The 20,434-nt window shown below is 70.4% G+C and carries 19 protein-coding genes, 1 tRNA gene and 1 pseudogene; 13 read left to right on the top strand and 8 right to left on the bottom strand.

Features of this window, described 5'->3' with window-relative positions:
- The 3 genes from FEF34_RS19415 to FEF34_RS19405 form a co-directional block, all read right to left on the bottom strand.
- A complete protein-coding gene (locus tag FEF34_RS19415; protein ID WP_138054292.1) occupies window positions 1-945 on the bottom strand; it encodes a bifunctional MaoC family dehydratase N-terminal/OB-fold nucleic acid binding domain-containing protein in 945 nt (314 codons plus the stop codon).
- Window positions 942-2,105, bottom strand: coding sequence for an acyl-CoA dehydrogenase family protein (locus FEF34_RS19410; protein WP_138057591.1), 1,164 nt, complete (start codon window positions 2,103-2,105; stop codon window positions 942-944). The genes FEF34_RS19415 and FEF34_RS19410 overlap by 4 nt, the downstream gene beginning before the upstream one ends.
- Before the next feature lie 253 nt (window positions 2,106-2,358).
- Window positions 2,359-2,670, bottom strand: a complete 312-nt coding sequence (locus FEF34_RS19405) for a hypothetical protein (protein WP_138054291.1) — start codon at window positions 2,668-2,670, stop codon at window positions 2,359-2,361.
- A gap of 330 nt (window positions 2,671-3,000) precedes the next feature.
- Here FEF34_RS19405 and FEF34_RS19400 point away from each other — a divergent pair, with 330 nt between their 5' ends.
- Window positions 3,001-3,870: a bifunctional DNA primase/polymerase gene (locus FEF34_RS19400; protein WP_138054290.1), complete on the top strand. Its 870-nt coding sequence runs from the start codon at window positions 3,001-3,003 to the stop codon at window positions 3,868-3,870.
- A gap of 329 nt (window positions 3,871-4,199) precedes the next feature.
- Window positions 4,200-5,552, top strand: coding sequence for an LPXTG cell wall anchor domain-containing protein (locus tag FEF34_RS19395; protein ID WP_234042459.1), 1,353 nt, complete (start codon window positions 4,200-4,202; stop codon window positions 5,550-5,552).
- 185 nt (window positions 5,553-5,737) lie between these two features.
- On the opposite strand, the gene FEF34_RS19390 is transcribed toward FEF34_RS19395, so the two are convergent.
- Window positions 5,738-6,550 (bottom strand): DUF427 domain-containing protein, encoded by an 813-nt coding sequence (locus FEF34_RS19390; protein ID WP_138054288.1) that lies wholly within the window; start codon window positions 6,548-6,550, stop codon window positions 5,738-5,740.
- A gap of 820 nt (window positions 6,551-7,370) precedes the next feature.
- On the opposite strand from FEF34_RS19390, the gene FEF34_RS19385 reads away from it, so the two are divergent.
- From FEF34_RS19385 to FEF34_RS41325, 3 genes are all read left to right on the top strand, one after another.
- Window positions 7,371-7,580: a hypothetical protein gene (locus tag FEF34_RS19385; protein ID WP_138054287.1), complete on the top strand. Its 210-nt coding sequence runs from the start codon at window positions 7,371-7,373 to the stop codon at window positions 7,578-7,580.
- Between the two features lie 262 nt (window positions 7,581-7,842).
- Window positions 7,843-8,202, top strand: a complete 360-nt coding sequence (locus FEF34_RS19380) for a cupin domain-containing protein (RefSeq protein WP_138057590.1) — start codon at window positions 7,843-7,845, stop codon at window positions 8,200-8,202.
- A 624-nt stretch (window positions 8,203-8,826) separates the two neighbouring features.
- Window positions 8,827-8,997 (top strand): hypothetical protein, encoded by a 171-nt coding sequence (locus FEF34_RS41325; RefSeq protein WP_171053013.1) that lies wholly within the window; start codon window positions 8,827-8,829, stop codon window positions 8,995-8,997.
- Window positions 8,998-9,285: 288 nt separating this feature from the next.
- Here the strand turns inward: FEF34_RS41325 and FEF34_RS19370 are convergent, their stop codons facing one another.
- Window positions 9,286-10,107, bottom strand: a complete 822-nt coding sequence (locus FEF34_RS19370) for a class I SAM-dependent methyltransferase (RefSeq protein ID WP_138054286.1) — start codon at window positions 10,105-10,107, stop codon at window positions 9,286-9,288.
- Window positions 10,104-11,408: a helix-turn-helix domain-containing protein gene (locus FEF34_RS19365; protein WP_234043102.1), complete on the bottom strand. Its 1,305-nt coding sequence runs from the start codon at window positions 11,406-11,408 to the stop codon at window positions 10,104-10,106. Before FEF34_RS19365 ends, FEF34_RS19370 begins: the two co-directional genes overlap by 4 nt.
- A 243-nt stretch (window positions 11,409-11,651) precedes the next feature.
- Here FEF34_RS19365 and FEF34_RS19360 point away from each other — a divergent pair, with 243 nt between their 5' ends.
- The 5 genes from FEF34_RS19360 to FEF34_RS19345 all read left to right on the top strand — a co-directional run bounded on the left by FEF34_RS19360 (window position 11,652) and on the right by FEF34_RS19345 (window position 15,103).
- Entirely contained in the window at window positions 11,652-11,879 is a 228-nt protein-coding gene (locus FEF34_RS19360; RefSeq protein ID WP_138054284.1) for a hypothetical protein, read from the top strand.
- A 169-nt stretch (window positions 11,880-12,048) separates the two neighbouring features.
- Window positions 12,049-12,180: a hypothetical protein gene (locus tag FEF34_RS43705; protein ID WP_267883507.1), complete on the top strand. Its 132-nt coding sequence runs from the start codon at window positions 12,049-12,051 to the stop codon at window positions 12,178-12,180.
- 19 nt (window positions 12,181-12,199) lie between these two features.
- The gene (locus FEF34_RS19355; protein WP_138054283.1) at window positions 12,200-13,381 is read left to right on the top strand and encodes a cupin domain-containing protein; all 1,182 of its coding nucleotides are present in this window, start codon (window positions 12,200-12,202) and stop codon (window positions 13,379-13,381) included.
- Window positions 13,378-14,271, top strand: a complete 894-nt coding sequence (locus tag FEF34_RS19350; protein WP_138054282.1) for an aldo/keto reductase — start codon at window positions 13,378-13,380, stop codon at window positions 14,269-14,271. Before FEF34_RS19355 ends, FEF34_RS19350 begins: the two co-directional genes overlap by 4 nt.
- Entirely contained in the window at window positions 14,252-15,103 is an 852-nt protein-coding gene (locus FEF34_RS19345; protein WP_138054281.1) for a hypothetical protein, read from the top strand. The genes FEF34_RS19350 and FEF34_RS19345 overlap by 20 nt, the downstream gene beginning before the upstream one ends.
- Window positions 15,104-16,560: 1,457 nt before the next feature.
- Here FEF34_RS19345 and FEF34_RS19335 read toward each other — a convergent pair.
- Window positions 16,561-16,648, bottom strand: a tRNA-Ser gene (locus FEF34_RS19335).
- A gap of 134 nt (window positions 16,649-16,782) precedes the next feature.
- Between FEF34_RS19335 and FEF34_RS19330 the strand changes: the two are divergent.
- The 3 genes and pseudogenes from FEF34_RS19330 to FEF34_RS19320 all read left to right on the top strand — a co-directional run.
- Window positions 16,783-16,943 (top strand): annotated as a pseudogene (locus tag FEF34_RS19330) (IS982 family transposase); the annotation flags it as partial.
- A gap of 146 nt (window positions 16,944-17,089) precedes the next feature.
- The gene (locus tag FEF34_RS19325; RefSeq protein WP_138054280.1) at window positions 17,090-17,896 is read left to right on the top strand and encodes a hypothetical protein; all 807 of its coding nucleotides are present in this window, start codon (window positions 17,090-17,092) and stop codon (window positions 17,894-17,896) included.
- 111 nt (window positions 17,897-18,007) lie between these two features.
- Window positions 18,008-18,196 (top strand): hypothetical protein, encoded by a 189-nt coding sequence (locus tag FEF34_RS19320; RefSeq protein WP_138054279.1) that lies wholly within the window; start codon window positions 18,008-18,010, stop codon window positions 18,194-18,196.
- A gap of 561 nt (window positions 18,197-18,757) precedes the next feature.
- On the opposite strand, the gene FEF34_RS19315 is transcribed toward FEF34_RS19320, so the two are convergent.
- Window positions 18,758-20,218 carry an IS1380 family transposase gene (locus FEF34_RS19315; RefSeq protein WP_234042458.1) on the bottom strand — a complete coding sequence of 487 codons (1,461 nt, stop codon included), beginning with the start codon at window positions 20,216-20,218 and terminating at the stop codon, window positions 18,758-18,760.
- Window positions 20,219-20,434 lie beyond the last annotated feature (216 nt).

Raw genomic sequence — 20,434 nt, 5'->3', positions numbered from 1 at the left:
TCATCCCGCCCCTTCCTCGAGGGCCCGGAACACCGGCAGTTCCAGTTCCTCGTCGGCCCGCATGAACTCCAGCCGAACGGGCATCCCGATGCGCACCTCGTCGTACGGCACCCCGATCACATTGCTGACCATGCGCACGCCCTCGGCCAGCTCGATCAGTCCCACCGCGTACGGACCCGGTCCTTCCGCGTCCGGCGCCTCCCGGGAGGCGCCGTCAAAGCCGCCGAAGGCGGGAAAGCGCGGGTGGTGCACCACCACGTACGAGTAGACCGTCCCCGCGCCGTCGGCCTCGACCGCGTCCCACTCCGCGGAGCCGCACGCCCCGCACCCCGGCAGCCACGGGAAGCGCAGCGTCGCGCAGGACGCACAGCGCTGGATCAGCAGCCTGTGCCGGGCGACGCCTTCCCAGAACGCCGCGTTGTCCCGGTTGACCACCGGGCGGGGGCGCCGGGGCCGCCGCGCGGCCGCCGGCGCGTACTTGAGGATGCGGAAGCGGTGCGTCCCGGCAGGTTCCCCGTCCGCCCGGACGTCCATCCTGGTCGTGACGAAGTAGCCCGCGCCCAGTTTGGTCGTCTTGCGCGGCGAGACCGTCTCGATCACGGAGTCGTAGGTGATCCGGTGCCCGGGCCGCAGCGGGCGCAGATACTCCTGCTCGCAGTCGGTCGCCACCACCGCGGCGAACCCGGCGCCGTCGAGCAGCGCGAACAACTCGTCGTGTGCTCCGGTGCGGCCGGTGTGCCCGGACAGGCCGCCCATCGTCCACGCCTGGAGCATCGTCGGCGGAGCGATCGCGTCCGGTCCCTCGTAGGCCGGGTTCCGGTCGCCCATCGCCTCGCACCAATGCCTGATCATCGGCGTGTTCACCAGGTCCTTGCCGACGCCGGAGGCCGAGGCGCCGCGCCCCTCGTACACCTTCAGCAGCGGATACAGCTCGTCCTCGCTCACCGCTTCCCCCTCCGCATGCCGAGCCGCATCGTCGCGACGATCTCCCGCTGCACCTCGCTCACCCCGCCCCCGAACGTGTTGATCTGTGCCGCACGGTTCATCCGCTCCAGCTCCCCGTCCCCCACGGCGCCCGGTGAACCGGCCCTCACCAGCCCCGCCTCGCCCGTGATCTCCTGGCACATCCGATACACCTCGACGGCCGACTCGGTTCCCGTGAACTTCACGCCGCTCGCGTCCCCGGGGGCGAGCCGGCCGCTCCCCACGTCCCCCACCAGGCGCCAGCTGAGCAGACGCGTGGCCGCGAGCCGGGCATGCACCTCGGCCAGCCTCGAACGCACCCAGGGCTCGTCGATCGCGCGCACACCCGTCACCGGATCGGGTGTGCGGGCCCGTCGCAGGGCCGCCGCCGCGAAGTCCTCCGCCTGCATGCCCATCGCGGCGAGTGCCACCCGCTCGTGGTTGAGCTGGCTGGTGATCAGCCCCCAGCCGCCGTTCTCCTCGCCGACCAGGTTCGTCGCGGGCACCCGGATGCCGTCGTAGTACGTCGCCGTCGACATGAGCCCGCCGACCGTCCTGATCGGGGTCCAGGAGAAGCCCGGCGCGTCGGTGGGCACCAGGACGACCGAGATGCCCCGGTGCCGGGGCGCCTCGGGACCGGTGCGGCAGGCGAGCCAGATCCAGTCGGCGTTCTGGGCGTTGGAGGTGAAGACCTTCTGACCGCTGACGACCCAGTCGCCGCCGTCGCGCACCGCCTTCGTGCGCAGCGCCGCGAGATCGGTCCCGGCCCCGGGCTCGCTGTAGCCGATGGCGAAGACGAGCTCGCCGCGCAGGATCCCGGGGAGGAAGAACGCCTTCTGCTCGTCCGTCCCGTGGGCCATCAGCGTCGGGCCGACCGTGTTCAGCGTGACCATGGAGACGGGCGCACCCGCGCGGTACGCCTCGTCGAAGAAGACGAACTGCTCGTCCGCGCCACGGCCCTGCCCTCCGTACTCGACGGGCCATCCGAGGCCGAGGAGTCCGTCGCTACCGATGCGTCGGAGCAGCCTGCGCCGTTCGGCGGGGTCGTCGGCGGCCGGGGGACCGTCCGGCATGAGAGCGCGGAAGTACGCGCGGAGTTCGGCGCGCAGCCGCTGCTGGCGCTCTGTCGGGGCGAGGTGCACGGCGGCGTCCTCCCGGGCGGCGCAGGGTGGGATCTGGCGCAGGTGCAAGGTTTCTGACTGTCCGTCAGATAGCTTTCCCTGTCAAGGACAAGGGCATCACCGCGGCCGCTTGGGACCACGCGCCACGCCCCTTCCGGCGCCGCACAGGAACACACCCCCACCCCGCAACGGCGAACGGTCTGTGCGCCGATGCCGGAGCACCGCCGCACAGACCGTCGCCCTCCCCCCGCTCACCCCTCCCCGGGCGGCACCCCTACCAGAGCGGAAGGAAGGTGATCGCGATGTTCTCGTTCGACTGGTCGATCGCCGTGAAGGCCGAGCCGTCCACGGAGGCCGTGTTGTTCTGGTTGGACGCACCGGCACCGGTGGCCACCTGCTGGGTGGTCGTCGAGTTGCCGAGGTTGTGACCACCCACGCCACTGCCGCTGATGGTGGCCACGGCGGCGTTGGATCCGTCGCCCGCGAAGGCTCCGTTGCCGGCGTGCGCCACACCGGCGAAGAGGGCGGCGGCCAGGGGCAGCGCGGCGACGGCGGCCAGGGCGCGGGCGGTACGGATGCTTGCCATGTCGATTCCTCCGAAGTACTGGAAGTGCACCGGGCAGCGGCGCACCGAACGTGCGGAACTACGGCTGGAAACAGAGCGGTTGGCCGACCGCTCCGGTCGATCTTCACGACGTCGCGCATCCAGAGTTGCCCAGCGGTTCTCCGGCGAACCACCCCGGAGGGGGTGATTCGCCCTCAAGCGTGAGGACATGTCGATAAACCCCCACCCGGCCGCGAACCTCACAGCTCGAGCAGGGCTGGGTCCGTCGACCCCGGAAGGAAAAGCATTACGGCGCATTCTCGACCATTCCCCCCCCTTCCCTTACTCGAACATTCGTACGAACATGGAGCCATGGCCACCACAGACGGGCACACCGCCACTCTGGCCCTAGCCCACGCGCTCTCCGCCGCCGAGCGCGGACTCCCCGTGCTCCCCTTGTCCCCCACGAAGCTCCCCGCCCTGCCGTCACCGCACCGCCTGGACCCGGAGCCGGCCCGCTGCCGGGGCGAGTGCGGCCTGCCAGGGCACGGCGTGCACGACGCGACGGCCGACCCCGCCGCCGTCCGCGCACTCTTCTCCGCCGCACCCTGGGCCACCGGGTACGGCATCGCCTGCGGACGCCCGCCGCACCATCTGATCGGCGTCGACCTGGACACCAGGACGGCCGCCGGCGGCGCCACGGACTCGGCCGCGGCCCTGCGGCAGCTGGCGCTCCGGCACCTGTTCACGATCCCGGAGACGGTCACCGTCATCACCCCGAGCGGCGGCCGCCATCTGTGGCTGACCGGCCCACCCGACGTGGTGGTGCCGAACTCGGCGAGCCGCCTCGCCCCCGGAATCGACATCCGCGGCGCCGGCGGCTACCTCGTCGGCCCGGGATCGGTGTCGGCGCACGGCGCGTACCGGCTCGCACCGGGCTCGGCGGAACTGCCGCCCGCCCCGTGCCCCGACGCCCTGCTGACTCTGATCGCACCCCCCGCAGCCACCCGCCACCCCGCGCCCGCCCGGGCCCCGCACGGCCAGGGCCTGATCCACTTCGTGCTCGCCGCCCACGAGGGACAGCGCAACACCCGGCTGTTCTGGGCCGCCTGCCGGGCGTACGAGAACGGCATCGGCGAGAGCCTCGCGGACGCACTGACGGAAGCCGCCGTGCGTGCAGGACTGACCGAGCGCGAGGCCCGGGCGACGATCGCGTCGGCCGCACGACTGACGAGCCGTTGAGCCACCGGCACACCGGGACCGCCGGAGCGCCGCGACCTCCGGTGCGTCGGATCCGGGCGTCCGGCGGCACCGGACCGGGACGCCCCGGCCCTGGATCGGCCGTGATATGCCTCACATGAGAATGCCGCCAATCGAGGGCACCTGTCCGGCTTGGGTGATTCACCCGCCGTATGAGGCGTCGTCAGTCGCCTTACGGCCCGCACAACTTGCTTCCGCGGCACCGGCGGCGGTCATACGATCACCAGCGACCAGTCGCCCTGCGCGAGGGAAACCGCAGCGGCTGCCCGTGCTCCCGTAGCCCAGACACCGGACCCCAGAGAAGGGTGCTCGTGACACTCCGCCGAACCGTGGCAACGGCCGTCGCCGCTGCCGTGACCACGCCCGCCGTACTGTTCGGCGCCACTCCCGCGTTCGCCGACGACACTCCGACCGCCTCCGTCACCACCCCGGTCGCCGCCGAGGACGCCGCGCAGCGCGCCGGCGTGCTGCGCGGCGGCGCACTGGCCGGCAGGATCGACGCCGGTGAGAACGCCACCGGGCCGCAGGCCGCCGAGCCCTCCGTCGAGGAGCTCGAGAAGGCCGCCGCACAGGCCCGGAAGGCGTACGACGACGCCGTCGCCGCGGAGAAGGCCGCGCTGGCCGCCGTGGAGGCCGCGCACTCCGACGACTTCCCGCTCGCCGTCGTGGCCGAGGCGGCGGCGAAGGCGGCGGCCGAGGCGGCCACCGCCAAGACCAGCGCCGACAAGGCCCTGGCCGATGCCGAGGCCGCCCTCGCCGCGCTGCCCGAGACCGCCGGCCCGGAGGAGAAGGACGCCGCCGAGAAGGCCGTCGCGGACGCCGCCACCGCGGCCGGGACCGCCGCGGACGCCAAGACCGCAGCCGACGAGAAGGCGAAGCGGGCCGCCACCGACCTGGGCGACGCCCGCGTCGCGTCCGTACGGGAGTTGGGCAAGGCCCAGGAGGCCGTGAAGAAGGCCCTGGAGGCCAAGAAGGCCGCCGACAAGGCCCTCGAGGACGCCCTGAAGGAGCCGGAGCCGGTCCCGTGCCGGCCCGAGAGCGAGCTCACCGCGACCCTCTCCGGTCTGCCCACCAGGATCGCCGCCGGTTCGACCGTCGAGACGAAGCTCCGCATCACCAACGGCACGGACAGGACGCTCGACGAGGTCTGGCCCTTCGTCTACGTCCACGGGATCGAGAAGGGCGGCTACGAACCGGTCAACGACCGCATGCACCTGCAGTGGTCGACGCCCACCCAGACCTGGACGGACGCGGGCGACGACTACACCGCCGGTTCCGTCGCCTCGCTGAAGGCCGGTGGCCACGCCGACATCAAGCTGCGACTGACGGTCGACGCCGGCACGCCCGACGCCGCAGGCGCCGCGTTCATCGCCGCCGACTACGTGAACGAGGACGGCACCTGCGGCGGTTCACCGAAGCTGACCCCGTACGACTTCGAGGTCACCGCCAAGCCCGCCCCGTCCGCCTCCCCGTCGCCGGGCGCCACCACGGGCACGCAGACCCAGACCACGACCACGCAGCCGCTCACCACCACGAGCGCCAGCCTCGCCAGCACCGGCTCCTCCGCGGCCCTGCCGCAGCTCGCCGCGGCCGGCGCGGCCGTGGCGCTCGGCGCCGGCGCGGTCTTCGCGACGCGCCGCCGGAAGGCGGACTCCGCGTCCTGACCCCAAGGGCTGTCCCCGCAATCCCCGGCGGGCGCGCGACGACAGCTACGGCACCTCGCCGCGTTGTCGAATCCTCCGCCGCACGCCGGTCCCCAGGGACTGCGGACAGCCCTCGGGCGACGCGGACACGGCGGAGGGGCGCTCCCGCCGGACGGTCTCCAGGGGGCGCCCTTCCGGGCGTGCCGTCAGCGCCTGCTGAAGACGCTGACCGGGCGCTCCTGCCGCTCGCCGTCGACGATGACGTCGACGTACTCGTCGTAGAAGGCGACACGGTCCTTGATGACGCTCACCGCCGGCAGCGGATCGGGATAGCTCCAGGCGATGTCGGGCGGCACGTCGCCCTGCCCCGCCCACGACCAGTACTCGGTCGCCACGCCCTTGTACGGGCATCGGGTGCTCGAGTCGGTCGGGGTGAACAGGTCGAGGCGCACGTCCTCGCGCGGGAAGTAGTAGCGCACCGGCAGATCCGTCTCGAACAGCAGCACCGGGGACCGCGTGTCCGCGACGACCGTGCCCTCGATCTCGACCTGGACACGGCGAGTGCTGGGCAGTGCGTCGACGCGCTTGTGGGGATCACGTGGGTGCACGAAGATCTCCTCCTCCTCTTCGTACCAGTGGTCGAGGACCTCGCGGCCGAACCAGGCGAAGCAGACATACCCGGCCAGCTCCTCGCCGGGGCAGCCCCAGGCCGCGGAACGCACGACCTCGTCGCCCACCACGAGGTCGTAGAAGTCGGTCGCCCCGGCGTGCCTCCGCCCGGGGGGCCGCTCGAACCTCCGCAGCAGATCCATCCGGACGTCCCCGACCGGGAACGCGTAGACCGGCACGGGAACGCCCGGCTCCCACACCAGCACCGGCCGGCGGCTGTCGACGACGGTGACGCCGCCCTTCGTCCCCCGGACCCAGCGTTCACTGGGCTCCCAGACCAGACTGTCCGCCGGGTCGGGACGGCGCCGGACCACCGGTGCGGTCCCGGACGTGCTCCCGGGTACGGCCATGGCCTCATCCTCCGCTCGGTACCGCGTCCTGCGGCCGGTACGGCGCCCTCCGGCCCGCGGGCCGCGCCGCCCTCCTGACCCCTCCACCTTGGGGTTCGGCGATCCCGGGCGCAACGCCGCGTCCCCGCGCCGTGCCCGTACCCGTCGGCCGGGTACGGGGCGCGCCGCGCCCCGTGGCGGCGGGCCCGGAGCACCGCCGCAGCGGGACGGCCGGCGCGCCGGGGGCGGCTCCTCCCGCCCCGTGCCGCCGGCGGGACGCCCGTCCTTGATCGTCCGCCGTCGCGCAACCGCCGTCGTTCCCCGTGCGACTTCTCGACCGTCAGCTGGTTGTCAGCTCGTCCACCAGACCGGTCGCCACCGGCACGGCGATCCCGTGCCGCGCCGCCCTCAGCAGCGCACCGCCGCCATGTGCGTCCGGAGCGGAAAGCCGTAAAGGCGCCCTCTCGCCGACGGGCAGGAGACGGCGTCGCCGGCAGGCGCCCCGTGCCGCGGCGCTGTGTCGGGTGTGGAGTCTCCGGCGCGGGGAAGGCAGGGCGCCGGCCTGACCGGCGTCACAGGGGGAGCCGGCGGTCGGGCCGGACCTCGTGGACGCCACGGCTTCTCCGCCCGGCCTCACCTCCTCCCGCGGCACCGATGCGGCCGCTGCTGCCGATGTCCCGGAGACCTCCGGGACGCTTCGGTGGGAGGTTTGCTGGAAGGGGCGTCTGGGCCGCACTCCGTGCTCCCTGGTCCGGGCCGACGGGAGAGATCTGCTCACCGTCGGCGGCTGGGAGACCGTGATCGGCCCCGCTGCTGCGGTGCGGCACAAGCAGCATGCGCCGTGGATGACGCTCACCGTCGAGCAGACCGGCAAGGATCGGTTCACACATCGGTACCACTGCCGTGGCCCCTGCAGCTCGCCCCGTTCTGGGAGGCGACGTACAACGACGTCTCCGCCGAAGCCGACGACGACGGACTGGTCCTGGCTCACCTCCTCGGCGGCACCTCGGACTGGCACAAGGAGGCCGCCGCGCGCTCATCGGGCGTCTGACCCCTCCGTACGTCCGGCTCCGGCCGCCCGGCACCGGTTCCCGCGTGTCGTCACCGGTGGAGCGCCGATTCTGCACCGGCCGACCGCGATCACCTTTGGTCACAGGGTCCCTACGACCGTGCCGGCCAGACCGGCGCCTGTGCCCGTCCATCGCCGAGTCCGGGACTTCCAGGCGGGCAGTGGCCGAGGCGACCGTCTGTGTGGCGCAACAGGTGATGGACGGCGCACGATGGAGATGCGGCCCAGTGAAGGAGGCATCGTCATGTTGGAGGTCAAGGCCCCCAGTAGGCCGGACGAGAAGCGGGAATTCCCCCATGGCCACCTCGAGGCCGTTCACCTGTCGGGGCTGGACTTCTCGGTGGCGACCTTCGATCCCGGCTGGCGGTGGTCACAGGACGTCGCACCGATCGCCGGGACCGAGAGCTGCCAGTTCCATCACAACGGGATGGTGGTGCAGGGGCGGCTGCACATCCGCATGGACGACGGAGCGGAGACCGAGGTCGGTCCCGGGGAGGTCTTCGTGTGTTCCCCCGGGCACGATGCCTGGACGGTCGGCGACGAGCCGTGTGTGGCCTACGACTTCGCCGGTCAGACGGCGAAGGACTACGCGAAGCCGAAGTAGGGACCACTCAGAGCGCGATCGGCCGTACCGCAGGGCCTCGTCGACGATCTCCTCCGCCGATACACCGTCGGCCGAGGGGCGGAAGACCGAGCCGCTGACTCCGGGATGCGTCACGTTCACTTCAAGGAGACGCAGGTAGTAGTCACTCTCCAGGTCACCCGCGAGGAGTCGGCCAACGACTTCGACGAGCTCCGCCCTGGTGATGTCCGCAACCCGCGGGCGAGCCGGCCGGGCCGCTTCCCTGGCGAACTCCTCCACACTCCGGCCTCCCCGGTACTCGGCGAAGTCGTAGGCCACGTAGTCGTGACCGGTCATCGCGTTGAAGGCCCGGATCGCCTCCTCGGCACCCTCGCAACGGTCGGACACGAGGGCAGCGATCCGGTCGATCTCAGCGCTCAACTCATCCAGCTGCGGCTGGGGCGGCGGGCTCCGCGGCTTTGCGCAGCCACGATGGGGCGAGCCTCGAAGATCGGGGCCCGCATCGGGCCGATACCGGTCAGGCCCATCAGGCTGCCCGATTTCACTGACCAGCGTACGGGCCCCTATAGCTCGCCCCATGACAGCTACACGCCCAAAGCCGCGACTCCGACCTTCGCTGTACGGTGCCCCTGCTAAGGGGTCACAGTGCTTGATCAGAACTGGAACGACGACACCGACTACAGGTCGGCTGTGAGACGGACACGGATCATGATGGCGATCGCCTTGGTCGTCGCCCTGCTGGTGATCGGGATCGGCGTCGTCGCCATCTTCGGTGCATCGCTGTTCTTGGACCTGGCCGAGACACTCAGCCGGTAGCCGTGCCCCCTGGCGTGCCCCATCAAGCGGGAAGCCACGGGGAACAACAGTCGTCAGCAGGCAGCGGCAGCACAGCGGCCCCCGACCGAGTTGCCTGTTCAGGGGCCGTTCACCTGCGGTGGGTGTGGGATTTGAACCCACGGTGACATCGCTGCCACGACGGTTTTCAAGAGAGTGCTGGCTGCGGGAAGCATCTACCTGGTGGATGACCTGCACGTTCCCTGCCCCCGGGGCCCGTCACCGCCGACGGCGGTCCATACCTGGTCCACTGGCCCCGAAAGGTGAGTTCTACCGCTGTGGTCCCTGGCAGACGAGTATGCCGCCCAGGCACGTGACGCGGAAAGCGCCCTCTGCCTGAATGATCTCGTTGACCCGCTCCCGTGCACGCTCGATCGTCTCCAGGAACGGAACACCCATCTTGTCCGCCCAGGCTTCGTATGAGGCCAAGTGCGCGACGACCGGTTCAGCGTCGGTCACCTCGATCACCCCGGGGAGGGGGATCGTGCGGATGTCGCCGAAAACCGCTCCGAGGATCGTCGGGGCATCCTCCAGGGTGAAGCGGGCGGACAGCTGCACTCGTGCCGGCCCCTCCGGAATGCCGAGCACATCCCCCGCGGCTTGGCGCCAAAGGTGCTCCAGTTCCCGCTTGTCGGTCTGGCTGTTGGTGGAGACGATCGCGATGCCGCCGGGCGCGAGTACACGGCCCAGCTCCCGCACGGCCTGGGCCTGGTCCTCGACGTGGTACAGCATGTGTAGCGCAAGGACCGCGCCGAGGACTCCATCGGCGATGGGGAGCTGTTGGACGTCCGCGACGACGGCTACCGGGATGGCACCGAGGATGCCGTGGGACACGTCCATGGGCAGCACGGCCAAGTCGGGACGGTCCTCCCGTACCCGGGCGACGAACTTGCCGTTACCGCAACCCACATCCGCGACCGCGCCGTGTATGCCGACCAGTTCGTTCACCACGATGCCCGGAAGATCATGCCGCGGCGTCTGCCACTGGTAGAGGGACTGGCGCGCGGCCAAGTGCTGACCCGTGCCGTACGCCTTGCTCGAAAGAAGGTTGCGGTCGGTGACCAAATGATCATGCTTGGGCTGGGTGGTCATCGGGACTCCGTGGGGTTGCTGGCGAGAGCAGGCCGGACGGTCACCTCGTGGATGTGCGCGCGGAGACTGACTGCCGACTGTGCGCCACGGTACGGCTCGCTTCCGAGGAGTGCGGCCAGATTGCGAAGCCTGATGGTGATGCTCGCCGTATATCCCTCGGCGGTGAACACCTCCGAGAGCTTCGCAGCGGCTCCCTCGACCTCACCGCTGGCAAGGTAGGCCGTGGCCAGGTCCAGATGGGCGGCCTGTAGATCGCCGGGGGAGCGCTCGCCTTCCGGCCCAGCCTGGTACAGCTCCACGGCACGATCGGACGCGCTTATGGCGTGCCGGATCTGCTCGTCGCCCCCGACGGCCAACAGCGTGGTCCCGGCGTAGGTCCACTGCTTGGCCTCGGGGAACGAGAAGACCCCGGGCAACTCGTCGGGTCCCGCAGCACCCCGCGCCTCCTGGGCCAGTGCCAGTATCCGCAGCGCGCTGCGGTTGTCGCCCTCGGCTGCGCGAGCCCGTGCCTCCAAGCTCAGCAGCCGGGCTTTGATAGTTCCCGTGCCGGGGCCTCGACCCTCGCTCTGGCCGGCCTGCGCAAGGTCTCCTGCCCGCCGGTAGTCCCCCGCCCAGTAGGCGGCCAGTGACTGGAACGACCGTGCCCACGCGCGTAACGGTGAGTGCTCGGAGATCTCCGCGCACTGCACCACAGTGCGGGCATGCGTAGCTGCGGCGGAGCGGTCCCCCAGGTCGAGCGAAACATGCGCCGCGAGACCGGATAGCCACCCCGCGACCACGTACAGGTGCCGAGTCTGGCTGGGCTGCTGTCGGCCCTCCAGCAACCGGAACACCTCAGTACGAGCCGTGCGGATCTCCGGGACTAGGAGAGACAGAGGACGGCTGACGAAGTCCCGCGCGAGTCGTTCAACGTCCGCGTCGAACTCCTCCAGCACGAGGGCGTTGACGTTGGTCTCCGCCGCATGCCGAGTCAACCGGGCGGACAGCTCCGTATCGGCGGCCAGCGATCGGACATCATCAGGCGGGGTCTCTGCGGCCGGCCTTTCCTCTGGTGCGGCGGACCCCTTCGGATAGAGGCCCAGCTCCGCCTCGTTGGCGACCTGGAACACCACGCACAAGGCCGCCCTGTATTCGCCGGAAGGCCACGTGATGGCTCCACGCTCAAGACGGGACACCCAGTTCGCATCGAGCTCCGGATCGCGCCCGGTTGCGGCCTGAACCTGAGCGCAGACGCGCTCCGCGACCTGGGCCTGAGTCCATCGCTGGGCGTCTCTGCGTCTACGAAGAGCTTCGTTCGCCATCATCCCGCCGTCCGCTGGTCGAGTCGGGCGCCGAAAGCGTAGCCGCAATCTGCCTTCTGGGTGCCTGCAACGTGCCTAGAGGAATGCCCTGTTGGGCGCCTGGCCAGCGGAGTTGACTGATCTCAGCCGCCCGGAGAGGCGGCCTCCCCATCGCAGCGGGCCGCAGGACCGTCCGCAACGTCACACCTGCGGCCCGCTGTGTCCCTGGATTGCAGAGCCCGACCGAGACCGAGGTAAGGCGCAGTGTCCACGAAGAGCCGCAATCGTCAGCGTCAGACCGTGCCCGGCTGGGTCAGCGAAGGCACCCTCATCCGTGACCCGGTGAAGGGCCGCACCGGCATCGTGCAGTTCATCGGCGAGTTCGAGGACCCGAAGACTCGTGTGGTCATGCAGAACGCCGTCTTCGCCCGGCCGGAGGGCGGTGGGGTGGAGTGGGTGGTCGAGGACCCCTCCAGCCTGGAACGCGGCTGACCGCACGCGCCCCCTGGGGCTGGCGTCAACAGCTCGCCGTCTTCCTGTACGTCGTCGCGGTCAGCGTCCTGGTGGTCGCCCTGGCCGTAGCTGGAAATTCGAGGAGCTGAACCACAGATTTCCCTCCGGTCCCCCGGGGGGACCCATCGAGATCAGGAAGGAGTACGGGATGAACGAGAACGCTCCCACCGAGCAGACCAGCGGTCTGCTGATCGGTGTCCGCCGCATCGCCGCGGCCCGCTCGCGTGCCGAGGAAGCCTCGGACAACACGGGCGGCAAGTCGGACATGAACGACACCTGATCGACCGAGGAGACCCACGGTGATTGATTCGGCATCGTGGGCCGAGCGTCTGGGCGGGGACACGTTCCTCGCCCAGACGTGCTTCCGGGTCCACAAAGTGATCCGCTCCAACGGCACCACCTTCCCCTCGCCGCTGACCTGGGACGACCTCAACGAGATCGTGGCCGCTCACCGGCTCGAACCGCCTCGGATGCGGCTCTCGCGTGCTGGGCAGGCTGTCCCGGCCACGGCATACTCGATCCTCCGCACGAACCGTCGCGGGGTGTCCTGGTACCAGCCCCAGCCTGCCGAGTTCCATGCCCGGCTCGCCGAGGGCGCGTCCCTGGTCATCGACGCGATCGACCAGATCCACCCGCCCGTCCGGGAAGCCGCCGCCGGCCTCGAACGGTTCTTCCGCACCCCCGTGCAGGTCAACGCGTACGCCTCGTGGACCGCCGAGGAAGGCTTTGGCACCCACTGGGACGACCACGACGTGGTGGTGCTCCAGCTCGAAGGCTCCAAGCGGTGGAAGATCTACGGCCCCACCCGGCAGTCCCCCGCCTGGCGCGACATGGAAGCACCCGAGGCCCCGACCGGCGAGCCGATCGCGGACATCGTCATGACGCCCGGCGACCTGCTCTATCTCCCGCGCGGCTGGTGGCACGCCGTGAGCGCCGACCAGGGCACCGCTTCCCTCCACCTCACCTTCGGACTCGCCACGCAGACCGGAGCCGAGTTCCTGGGCTGGCTGTGCGACGACCTGCGGGCGAGCGTGACCGTCCGGGCGGACGTACCGCGTTTCGGCACCCCGGAGGAGCGTGCGGACTACCTGGCTGCCGTACGGAGGGACGTACTGGCCGCCCTGGACGACCCTGCGGTTCTGGCCCGCTGGGAAACGTCCCTGGACGCGACGCACCCCGGGCGCCCGCGCCTGTCGCTGCCACACCTCACCGCCGTTCCTGCCGAACCGGGCATCACCGTGCAGGCCACGGTGCCCCGTGCCCGGATCGAGGACGACCAGGCCGTGACCTTCGCCGGGGCAGGGAACGAGTGGACCTTCGCCCTCTCCGTCGCCCCGGTCCTCCGCCTGCTCGCTGGTGGCCCGCCGGCCACCCTCGCGGACCTGGCCGCCGAGTCCGGCCTCACCCTCGTCCAGGTGGCGGAGGTCGTCTCCGCGCTGGTTGCCGGTCAAGCCGTCGCCGTGGTCGGGGGCTCCTCTTGACCGCTTCCCTGGGGCTGGGAACGTACCGGGTGCGCGCTGTCGAACAGGCGGCTCGCACTGCGTGCGCCGACGGGCTCGTGTGGATCGACACCGCCCCCAACTACGGCAGTGCCCACCAGTCGCTCGGCTCCGTCATCGCCGACCATCCGCGCGCCATGGTGGCGACGAAGACGGGCTTCTTCACCCCGGATGAGGGCGCGGCTGCTCTTCGGGCCGGGGTCCTCACCGCCGCCCAGGTCCGGGCAGGACACAGCCTCGACCCCGGCTTCGTCCGCTGGCAGACGGAACGGTCCCTGGTCGCTCTCGGCCGGATCGACCTCGTGTTCGTCCACAACCCGGAGCACGCCGGCCTTCGACCCTCGGAGCTGCATTCGGCGCTTCGTGAAGTGTTCGCGGTGTTGGAGGAGTTCGCTGCTGCGGGCCGGATCGGCGGGTACGGCGTGGCCACCTGGTCGGGGTTCCAGCATGACGCCTTCTCCGTGTCCGAACTCCTGGGGCTGGCCATGGAGGCCGCTGGTTTGGGTGAACATCACCTCCGGGCCGTCCAACAGCCGGTCAGCCTCGTCGTGGCAAGGCCGATCGCCCTCGCCCTCGACGGCAGGGGCCCGCTCGTCCTGGCTCGTGCGGCGGGCCTGATCACCTTCGGCTCCTCGCCTCTGCACGGCGGCGAACTGCCCGGCCTCGTCACACCAGAACTCTCCGAGTTCATCCGCCCGGGGGCCTCTCCGGGCACCGCTTGTCTCCTCGCTGCGGCCTCCTGCCCGAGCCTGGACGTGGTACTGCTGTCTGCTGGCACCGCTCCCCACTGGGCCGCCGCAAAGGCAACCGTTGCCGCCCCGCTCGATCCGGGCCACCTCAGGAAGGTCACCGATGTACTCGCCCAAGGATGAGACCACCAGGGCACGCATGGAGGACGCCCTGGCCCACGCCGCTGCCCATCTCTCCACCACAACGACGGGGGCGCCGGCCTGGGGATGGCTGGGCCGCACCATCGGCAGCCGCACCGCAGGCGGCCACTGGCTCCGCGTCCACTGCGGCGAGGCAGCCAAGACCCCCGCCACCCGGAACGAGGGGATCGCCCTCGCCGAGGAACGGGTGTCCGACAAGGTGTCCCGCCCGCACCTCCACGACCTGCACCGCTGGGACGGCGGCGCGTACGTCTTCGAGGCGGAGCTGATCGACTACATCGCCCAGCCCGTCATCTCCCCGGAAACACCCGACCTCACCGCGGATCCGGGCCTGCCGGACTCCTGGTGGACGACCCTGCGGGAGAGCCTGGACGCCCTCAGCACCGCCGAACCGCCCCGTGAGACCATCCGCCAGTCCTGGGCCGACCGGGTCTTCCCCGAGTTCCTGGGCATCCCCGCCCCGGCCATCACCGAACGCGTCACCGGGCACGCCGACCTACAGTGGGCCAACCTCACCCATGACCCGCTCGTCATCCTGGACTGGGAGCGCTGGGGCGCCGTCCCTGTCGGCTACGACTCTGCGATGCTCTACGTCAACAGCCTCCGCGTCCCCGCCGTCGCCGACCGCATCCGTGCCGAGTTCGCCCACATCCTCGACACCCCCGCCGGCCGGATCGGCGAACAGATCGCCCTCGCCGAAATGCTCCAGGCCGTGGGCCGTGGCTGGTACGTCGAGCTGGCCCCGCTCCTACGCCGACGCGCGGAGGAACTGACGGGCGTCCGTTCTCCGGCCCCGGCCCATCCGACCGCCTGATTGGCGCCTCCCATACGAGCCCCAGCGCACCCCTCCGCGCTGGGGCTCGCGTGCGTTAACTCCCGCCCCGTCTTTGGCATTTGGTGACGGCTGCCGCGCTTGCGCATCGCGGTCGGCCGGAGCGGCTTTGGCCGGTGTCCTGTTCGGGTTGGGGTCGGGCATGGTCAGGGGGCCGTACGCTGCCCGGCAACTCGGGCAGGCTTGTCCCCTGCCCGCAATGTGTCCGAGTGGCCCCCTGGCCTTGCTCGACGCGGGCCCCGGGCCGAACAGGTGGGTAAAGCCGTGGAAGCCGTCCGCCCCGGCCACAGGGGGTTGGCCGGTGGGCTCGGGCTGGTGGCGGGGCTGCCCGGGGTGGATGTCGGGGCGTCGTGTTCGGCTGCTTGGTGCGGAGCTGTCTGGTGGCCCGGTCGGACTTCCGTGCGGGTCTGGTGCGTCCGCTCCTTCGGGCTGCGCGCTGAGCGGTTGGGGGCCGGTGCCAGCGGGGCGGTAGACAGGAGCGGGCGGCGGCCCCGGGCCGCCAGCGCGCGCGGCCCGCGTCAGCGGGCCGCCTTGATCCAGTAAAGAAACTCTGAACAGCTCCGCCGCGCGGGCCCCTTGACCAGCCCCATACCGATGCGCTGACTGCCGTGTGCCCATGAATCCGGGGATCTCTGCCGCGGCGTCGCCGAGGACGGCCGCCTCTTCCGTGCGGTCCAGGGCGGACACCTCCTGTCGAAGGAGTACGGGGAGGTCTGGATCCAGTAAAGAAACTCTGAACAGCTCCGCCGCGCGGACCCCTTGACCAGCCCCATACCGATGCGCTGACTGCCGTGTGCCCATGAATCCGGGGATCTCTGCCGCGGCGTCGCCGAGGACGGCCGCCTCTTCCGTGCGGTCCAGGGCGGACACCTCCTGTCGAAGGAGTACGGGGAGGTCTGGCAGGCCGCGCGGGAGGAGGTTCCGACAGGGCCTGAAGCTGCTTCGCCCCTGGCGAATGTTCCGTACTCGCTGCGGCACGCTGGTGTCTCACTCTGGCTCGACTCGGGCGTCTCGCCCGCCGAGGTCGCCCGTCGCGCTGGCCACAGCATCGCGGTCTTGTTCCGCTTTTACGCCAAGGCCATCCACCGCAACCAGCATCGCTCGAACCAGCAGATCGAGCGGGCCTTGGAAGCAGCCGACGACGAGTAGCAGCCCTCCTCCACTCGCAGCCGCCCTTGGCGTGACAGCCACGAAGGCGCCACCTCACCGATACCGGGAGAGGTGGCGCCTTCGCGTTGTCGGGCACATGGCCCACACATGGCCCACAGCGGTGGTCGTGAACTGCGCTTTCTCGTCCTCCGCGGACCGGATCTTGGTCCACGCCTGGTCCACAGACACTGATCAACGACGTGACAGAGGCGAATCACGGTGAGACAGGTCCGTGGGAAAGGGGCGCCCCGGAATCGGAACACCCCTTGTGACCAGCACATACGCTGACCTGGCGGTGGGTGTGGGATTTGAACCCACGGTGACTTGCGCCACGACGGTTTTCAAGACCGTTCCCTTAGGCCGCTCGGGCAACCCACCTCCGTCCCGCCTACCAGGGGCGGAACGGCTACAGAGTACCGGGCTCGGGCGTCGCGCGGGCTCCTTGGTCCACACGGGGTCCACTGGCTGGCTTCTGGCTGTGAGGGCCAACGGCCAGACACTCCTGTGGCTGCTTTCGGCTCTACCTGGTCACCACCGCCGAGGGCATGCCCGTCACCTGGTGCCTGGCCAACCCGAAACTCGGCGAGCGGGAGGTGATGGCCGCACTCTGGAACGCGACCACCGCCTCGTCCGGGCCGGGCAGGTGATCCTCGCCGACAAGGATCGGCCTGGCGGGAGGCGGACACCAAACCTCTTGCTGCCGGGTTCCGGCAAACACCTGTGTGCGGATCATGCTGTGGTCCCGCCTACGTGCCGGGGAAGGCACTGTGGCTCAATATGCCCACCCGCGAACGGGGGCGGAAGCGGAAGGGAGGCCCGGTGAGCAGGAGCAAGAGAGCGGAGGCGCGGCGGCGTCGGCGCGCATGGTGGAACCGGGCCTGGGGGCTGCTCGTGGTGCCGCTGGCCGTCATGGCAGGCGCGACAGGCGTCGTGGTCCTGGTCACCGTGCCGGACTCGGTGAACGAGGTACGGGCCTTTCGCTCCGCCCGGCCGTGCACCTTCCCGGCGGCCGTCGCGGCCGACTGCCTGCGCACCTACCCCGCGACGGTGCGCGGAACGGCCGTCGAGAACCAGGGCCGGAGTCAGCTGTATCTGCTCAAGCTCGACGGCCCGCCTCCGATTCCCGCGGAACTCGACATGGACGACGAGGTCCCGCTGCTGAAGCATCTGCGTAAAGGCGACCACGTCACGGTGACCGTCTGGCGCGACTACGCGACGGCCGTCACCAAGGACGGCGTGACCCAGGAGTCCACCGACACCCCGGAGGGTTGGCCCGAAATCCAGACTGCCTTCGCGCTCGACTTGCTGACCGTGGGAGGCTACGGCGGTTTCGCGGGGGCCACGGCGGTACGCCACGCACGGCGGCGATCACTGCCCGACTGGGTGGCACCCCGGGGCCGATGGACCATGGGAGCCGTATTCGCCTCTGTGCCGGCGGGCATCATCGGTTACGAGACCGGAACCGGACCGGTAGTCGTGGCGCTGCTGTGGCTGGCGCTGCTGCCCGCGGTCTGGCTCGTCGTCGAGCGCCGGGAGAGACACAACCCCGGACGACACAGCCGCAGACCCGCCCCCAGCAGGGCCGCCGACACCGGCACCTGGCCCCGCTACCTGGCGAACTGGTAGCGGTCTGTGACGAGTGCGTTCTGGGCTCTGGATCGGGTTCTGGGCGGGCAGCGGCGTCCGACTCGGTTCCAGAAGTGGGTGGGCCGACACCCGATCAAAGCCGGTTTGTGCGTGGGCGCCCCCGCCGCGCTCTTCTTTGTGCTCTTCTTCGTAATGCTCTCTGATGAGGCGGAGTTGGAGGACATCCTCATCGCGACGCTCTTCGGGCTGTCCCTAGGACTCATCTTTGGTCTCACAGCGGCGTCAGAGCGGCTCCGGCAGCGCAGGCTCAAGCGTCTGGGGATATGGGACGGATCCTGAGCAGGTCTTGCTCGGCCTGCGCAGGAAACATGCGAGGAGGGAGGGCGGAGATGTCGCGAAATGTGGGGGAGTTCTTCGATAGTCCGGGCTGGATGAGTCTCAACATTCTGCTCTATGGGTGGGCGGCCGCCAGTAGCGGCACCCGAGCCCTGGCTGCGGTGCATCGCGGCGTTCGGTCTGGCGGCCTGGGTGGCGTTGCTGACAAGGCACCTCTTTCAACGTACCCGCGGCCGTGGGACTACTGAACACTCGGATGAATCGGGATCCTGAAGACGGCGCTGCTGCGGACGACGGCAGGTCTGGGCCACCATAGGGGAGGCTGGCCCAGGCATCGGGGTATTCACTGACTTGGAGCACTGCACACGCAGCGTGCGGTCTGGGTACCGTCAACCTCGATTCTTCGGTGGCGTGACGGCGTCGCCGTGTGCGGCTGGCTGCCCGGTATGTCCCGTGCCGTGTCGGGACTGGCCGTCGCGTGACGCTGCGGGGCGTCGGGTTCCACGGGCCCCGGGGGTGCTGCGGTCCTCTCCTCTCCGGTGTCGTCGGGGTGGTGGCCGGTCGTCAGGTACGGGCCGGGAGTTCGGTGGCTCGCTTCCAGGCGGCGGTGAACGCTGCCGCCCAGGGCCAGGTGCGGTCAAGGTGGAGGGTGCGGCGGCGGGCGTGGGAGGTGAGGCGGGCGGGCAGGTGGTAGAGCTTCCTGCGGATCGTCTCCGGTTCGGCGGCGGCGAGTTCGGGCTCGTCGTGCAGGAGGAGGAGCCGGGTCCAGGCGTCGAGGTCGGCGGCGAGCGTGGCGGCCAGCACCCAGGCGGCGTTGAACTGCCAGGATTTCGAGGGCAGCAGCCCGAGGCCGACCCGCTTGATCGCTTTGACGCGGTCCTCGACCTCGGCGTGATCGCGGTACAGGGCGTCGACGAACCAGACCTGGCCGGAGCCGGGTACCCCTGAAAGTCCCTGGTGGGAGGGGATGTTCGTGGCGACGATCTGGTAGCGCCAGCCGGTGCGTTTCTCGAAGGCGGTCAGCTTCTTCGCATCCCGGCGCGAGGGCTTGACCCGGCGCACGATCAACCGCATCCCCTGGGGCCAGCCGGTCAGGTCACGGACCCCGGTCAGCTCAGCGACCTGGTAGGACAGCCATTCGCCGTCGGGGCCCTTGATCTCGTGCAGTTGGCCGTCTTGCCGCAGCGCCGCCGTCCACACCTTCTCCGGCAGCCGGGCGATGGCCTTCTCGTCGGCGTCGTTGATGGCCCAGCCGGTCACCCAGCGCACCCGGCGCCGGCTGGTGGTCAGGCTCTGGAGGTGGCCGAGGACGTCGTGGCTGAAGGCCGCGCCGTCGATCCGTATCAGCAGCTTCGACCACAGCGGCAGCGGGAGCTGCCGAAACGCCGAGGCCAGGACACTCTTGTGGTCGTCGACATCGTTCGGCGGCGCGTTGCCGGGTCGCAGCAGCATGGCGACACACTCGCGGGTGTTGGCCACCCACGCTCCCAGCGGCATGCGGCCGAAGCTGCCCTTGAAGGTGCCGGCCGCACCCTCCTTCTTGCTGCTACAGGTCACGATGGTGGCGTCGAGGTCGAGGACGTACCAGCCGGTGAGTTCTCTGCCGCACACCGCGATCCAAGGGAAGCCGCCGGGGCGCAGGGCGAGCAGGGTCCACACCATGCGCCGGACCACGGCGCGCACGCGCTCGATCCGCGCCGCCACCGGACCGTCGATCGCCTCCAGAGTGCGGCGCAGGGTGCTGTCCGAGACCGGCCGCGGGAACAGGCTCTTCCAGTGGTGCTGTAGTTGCTCGGCTTCCAGGATGTTCGTCGCGCCGAGCACGATCGCACAGGCCAGCTGGACCAGCGCCATGCCCCGGTCACGCCAGCCAGGCCCAGTGCCCTTCGGCAGCGCCGCGCTGAGCACGGTGGCCAGGCCGACGCGGTCGGCGACCTTCCGCAGCAGCACCACGCCCGCGTGGCCGGTCAGGTTCTTGCCATCGGCCCGCACGGCAAGCCGGTGATCCCATTCGGTAGCCTGCACCTGTTGGGTGTCTCTTCTCTGCGACGGTTTTGATCTAGGAAATCCAGATCATCGCAGGTGGGAGGCACCCTTCTTCTGTCGGGGCATCAAGTCACGGCCGTAGCTGAATACATGAGGTCAAGGGAAGAAGCCCCGACGGATGGAGCACGATGCGGCAAGCCCGTCAAGCCCCGCGTCCTGGTACCCACGCTGAAGGTCACGCATGACGCGTTCGGG

The organism is Streptomyces marianii, assembly GCF_005795905.1.
Taxonomy (GTDB): Bacteria; Actinomycetota; Actinomycetes; order Streptomycetales; family Streptomycetaceae; genus Streptomyces; species Streptomyces marianii.
This window is presented reverse-complemented; position numbering and strand designations above follow the sequence as displayed.

Coding starts and splice junctions, on each gene's coding strand:
- FEF34_RS19405 (WP_138054291.1), bottom strand. CDS start 2,670: ATGGCAAGCATCCGTACCGCCCGCGCCCTGGCCGCCGTCGCCGCGCTG.
- FEF34_RS19400 (WP_138054290.1), top strand. CDS start 3,001: ATGGCCACCACAGACGGGCACACCGCCACTCTGGCCCTAGCCCACGCG.
- FEF34_RS19390 (WP_138054288.1), bottom strand. CDS start 6,550: ATGGCCGTACCCGGGAGCACGTCCGGGACCGCACCGGTGGTCCGGCGC.
- FEF34_RS19380 (WP_138057590.1), top strand. CDS start 7,843: ATGTTGGAGGTCAAGGCCCCCAGTAGGCCGGACGAGAAGCGGGAATTC.
- FEF34_RS19370 (WP_138054286.1), bottom strand. CDS start 10,107: ATGACCACCCAGCCCAAGCATGATCATTTGGTCACCGACCGCAACCTT.
- FEF34_RS19365 (WP_234043102.1), bottom strand. CDS start 11,408: ATGGCGAACGAAGCTCTTCGTAGACGCAGAGACGCCCAGCGATGGACT.
- FEF34_RS43705 (WP_267883507.1), top strand. CDS start 12,049: ATGAACGAGAACGCTCCCACCGAGCAGACCAGCGGTCTGCTGATCGGT.
- FEF34_RS19345 (WP_138054281.1), top strand. CDS start 14,252: ATGTACTCGCCCAAGGATGAGACCACCAGGGCACGCATGGAGGACGCC.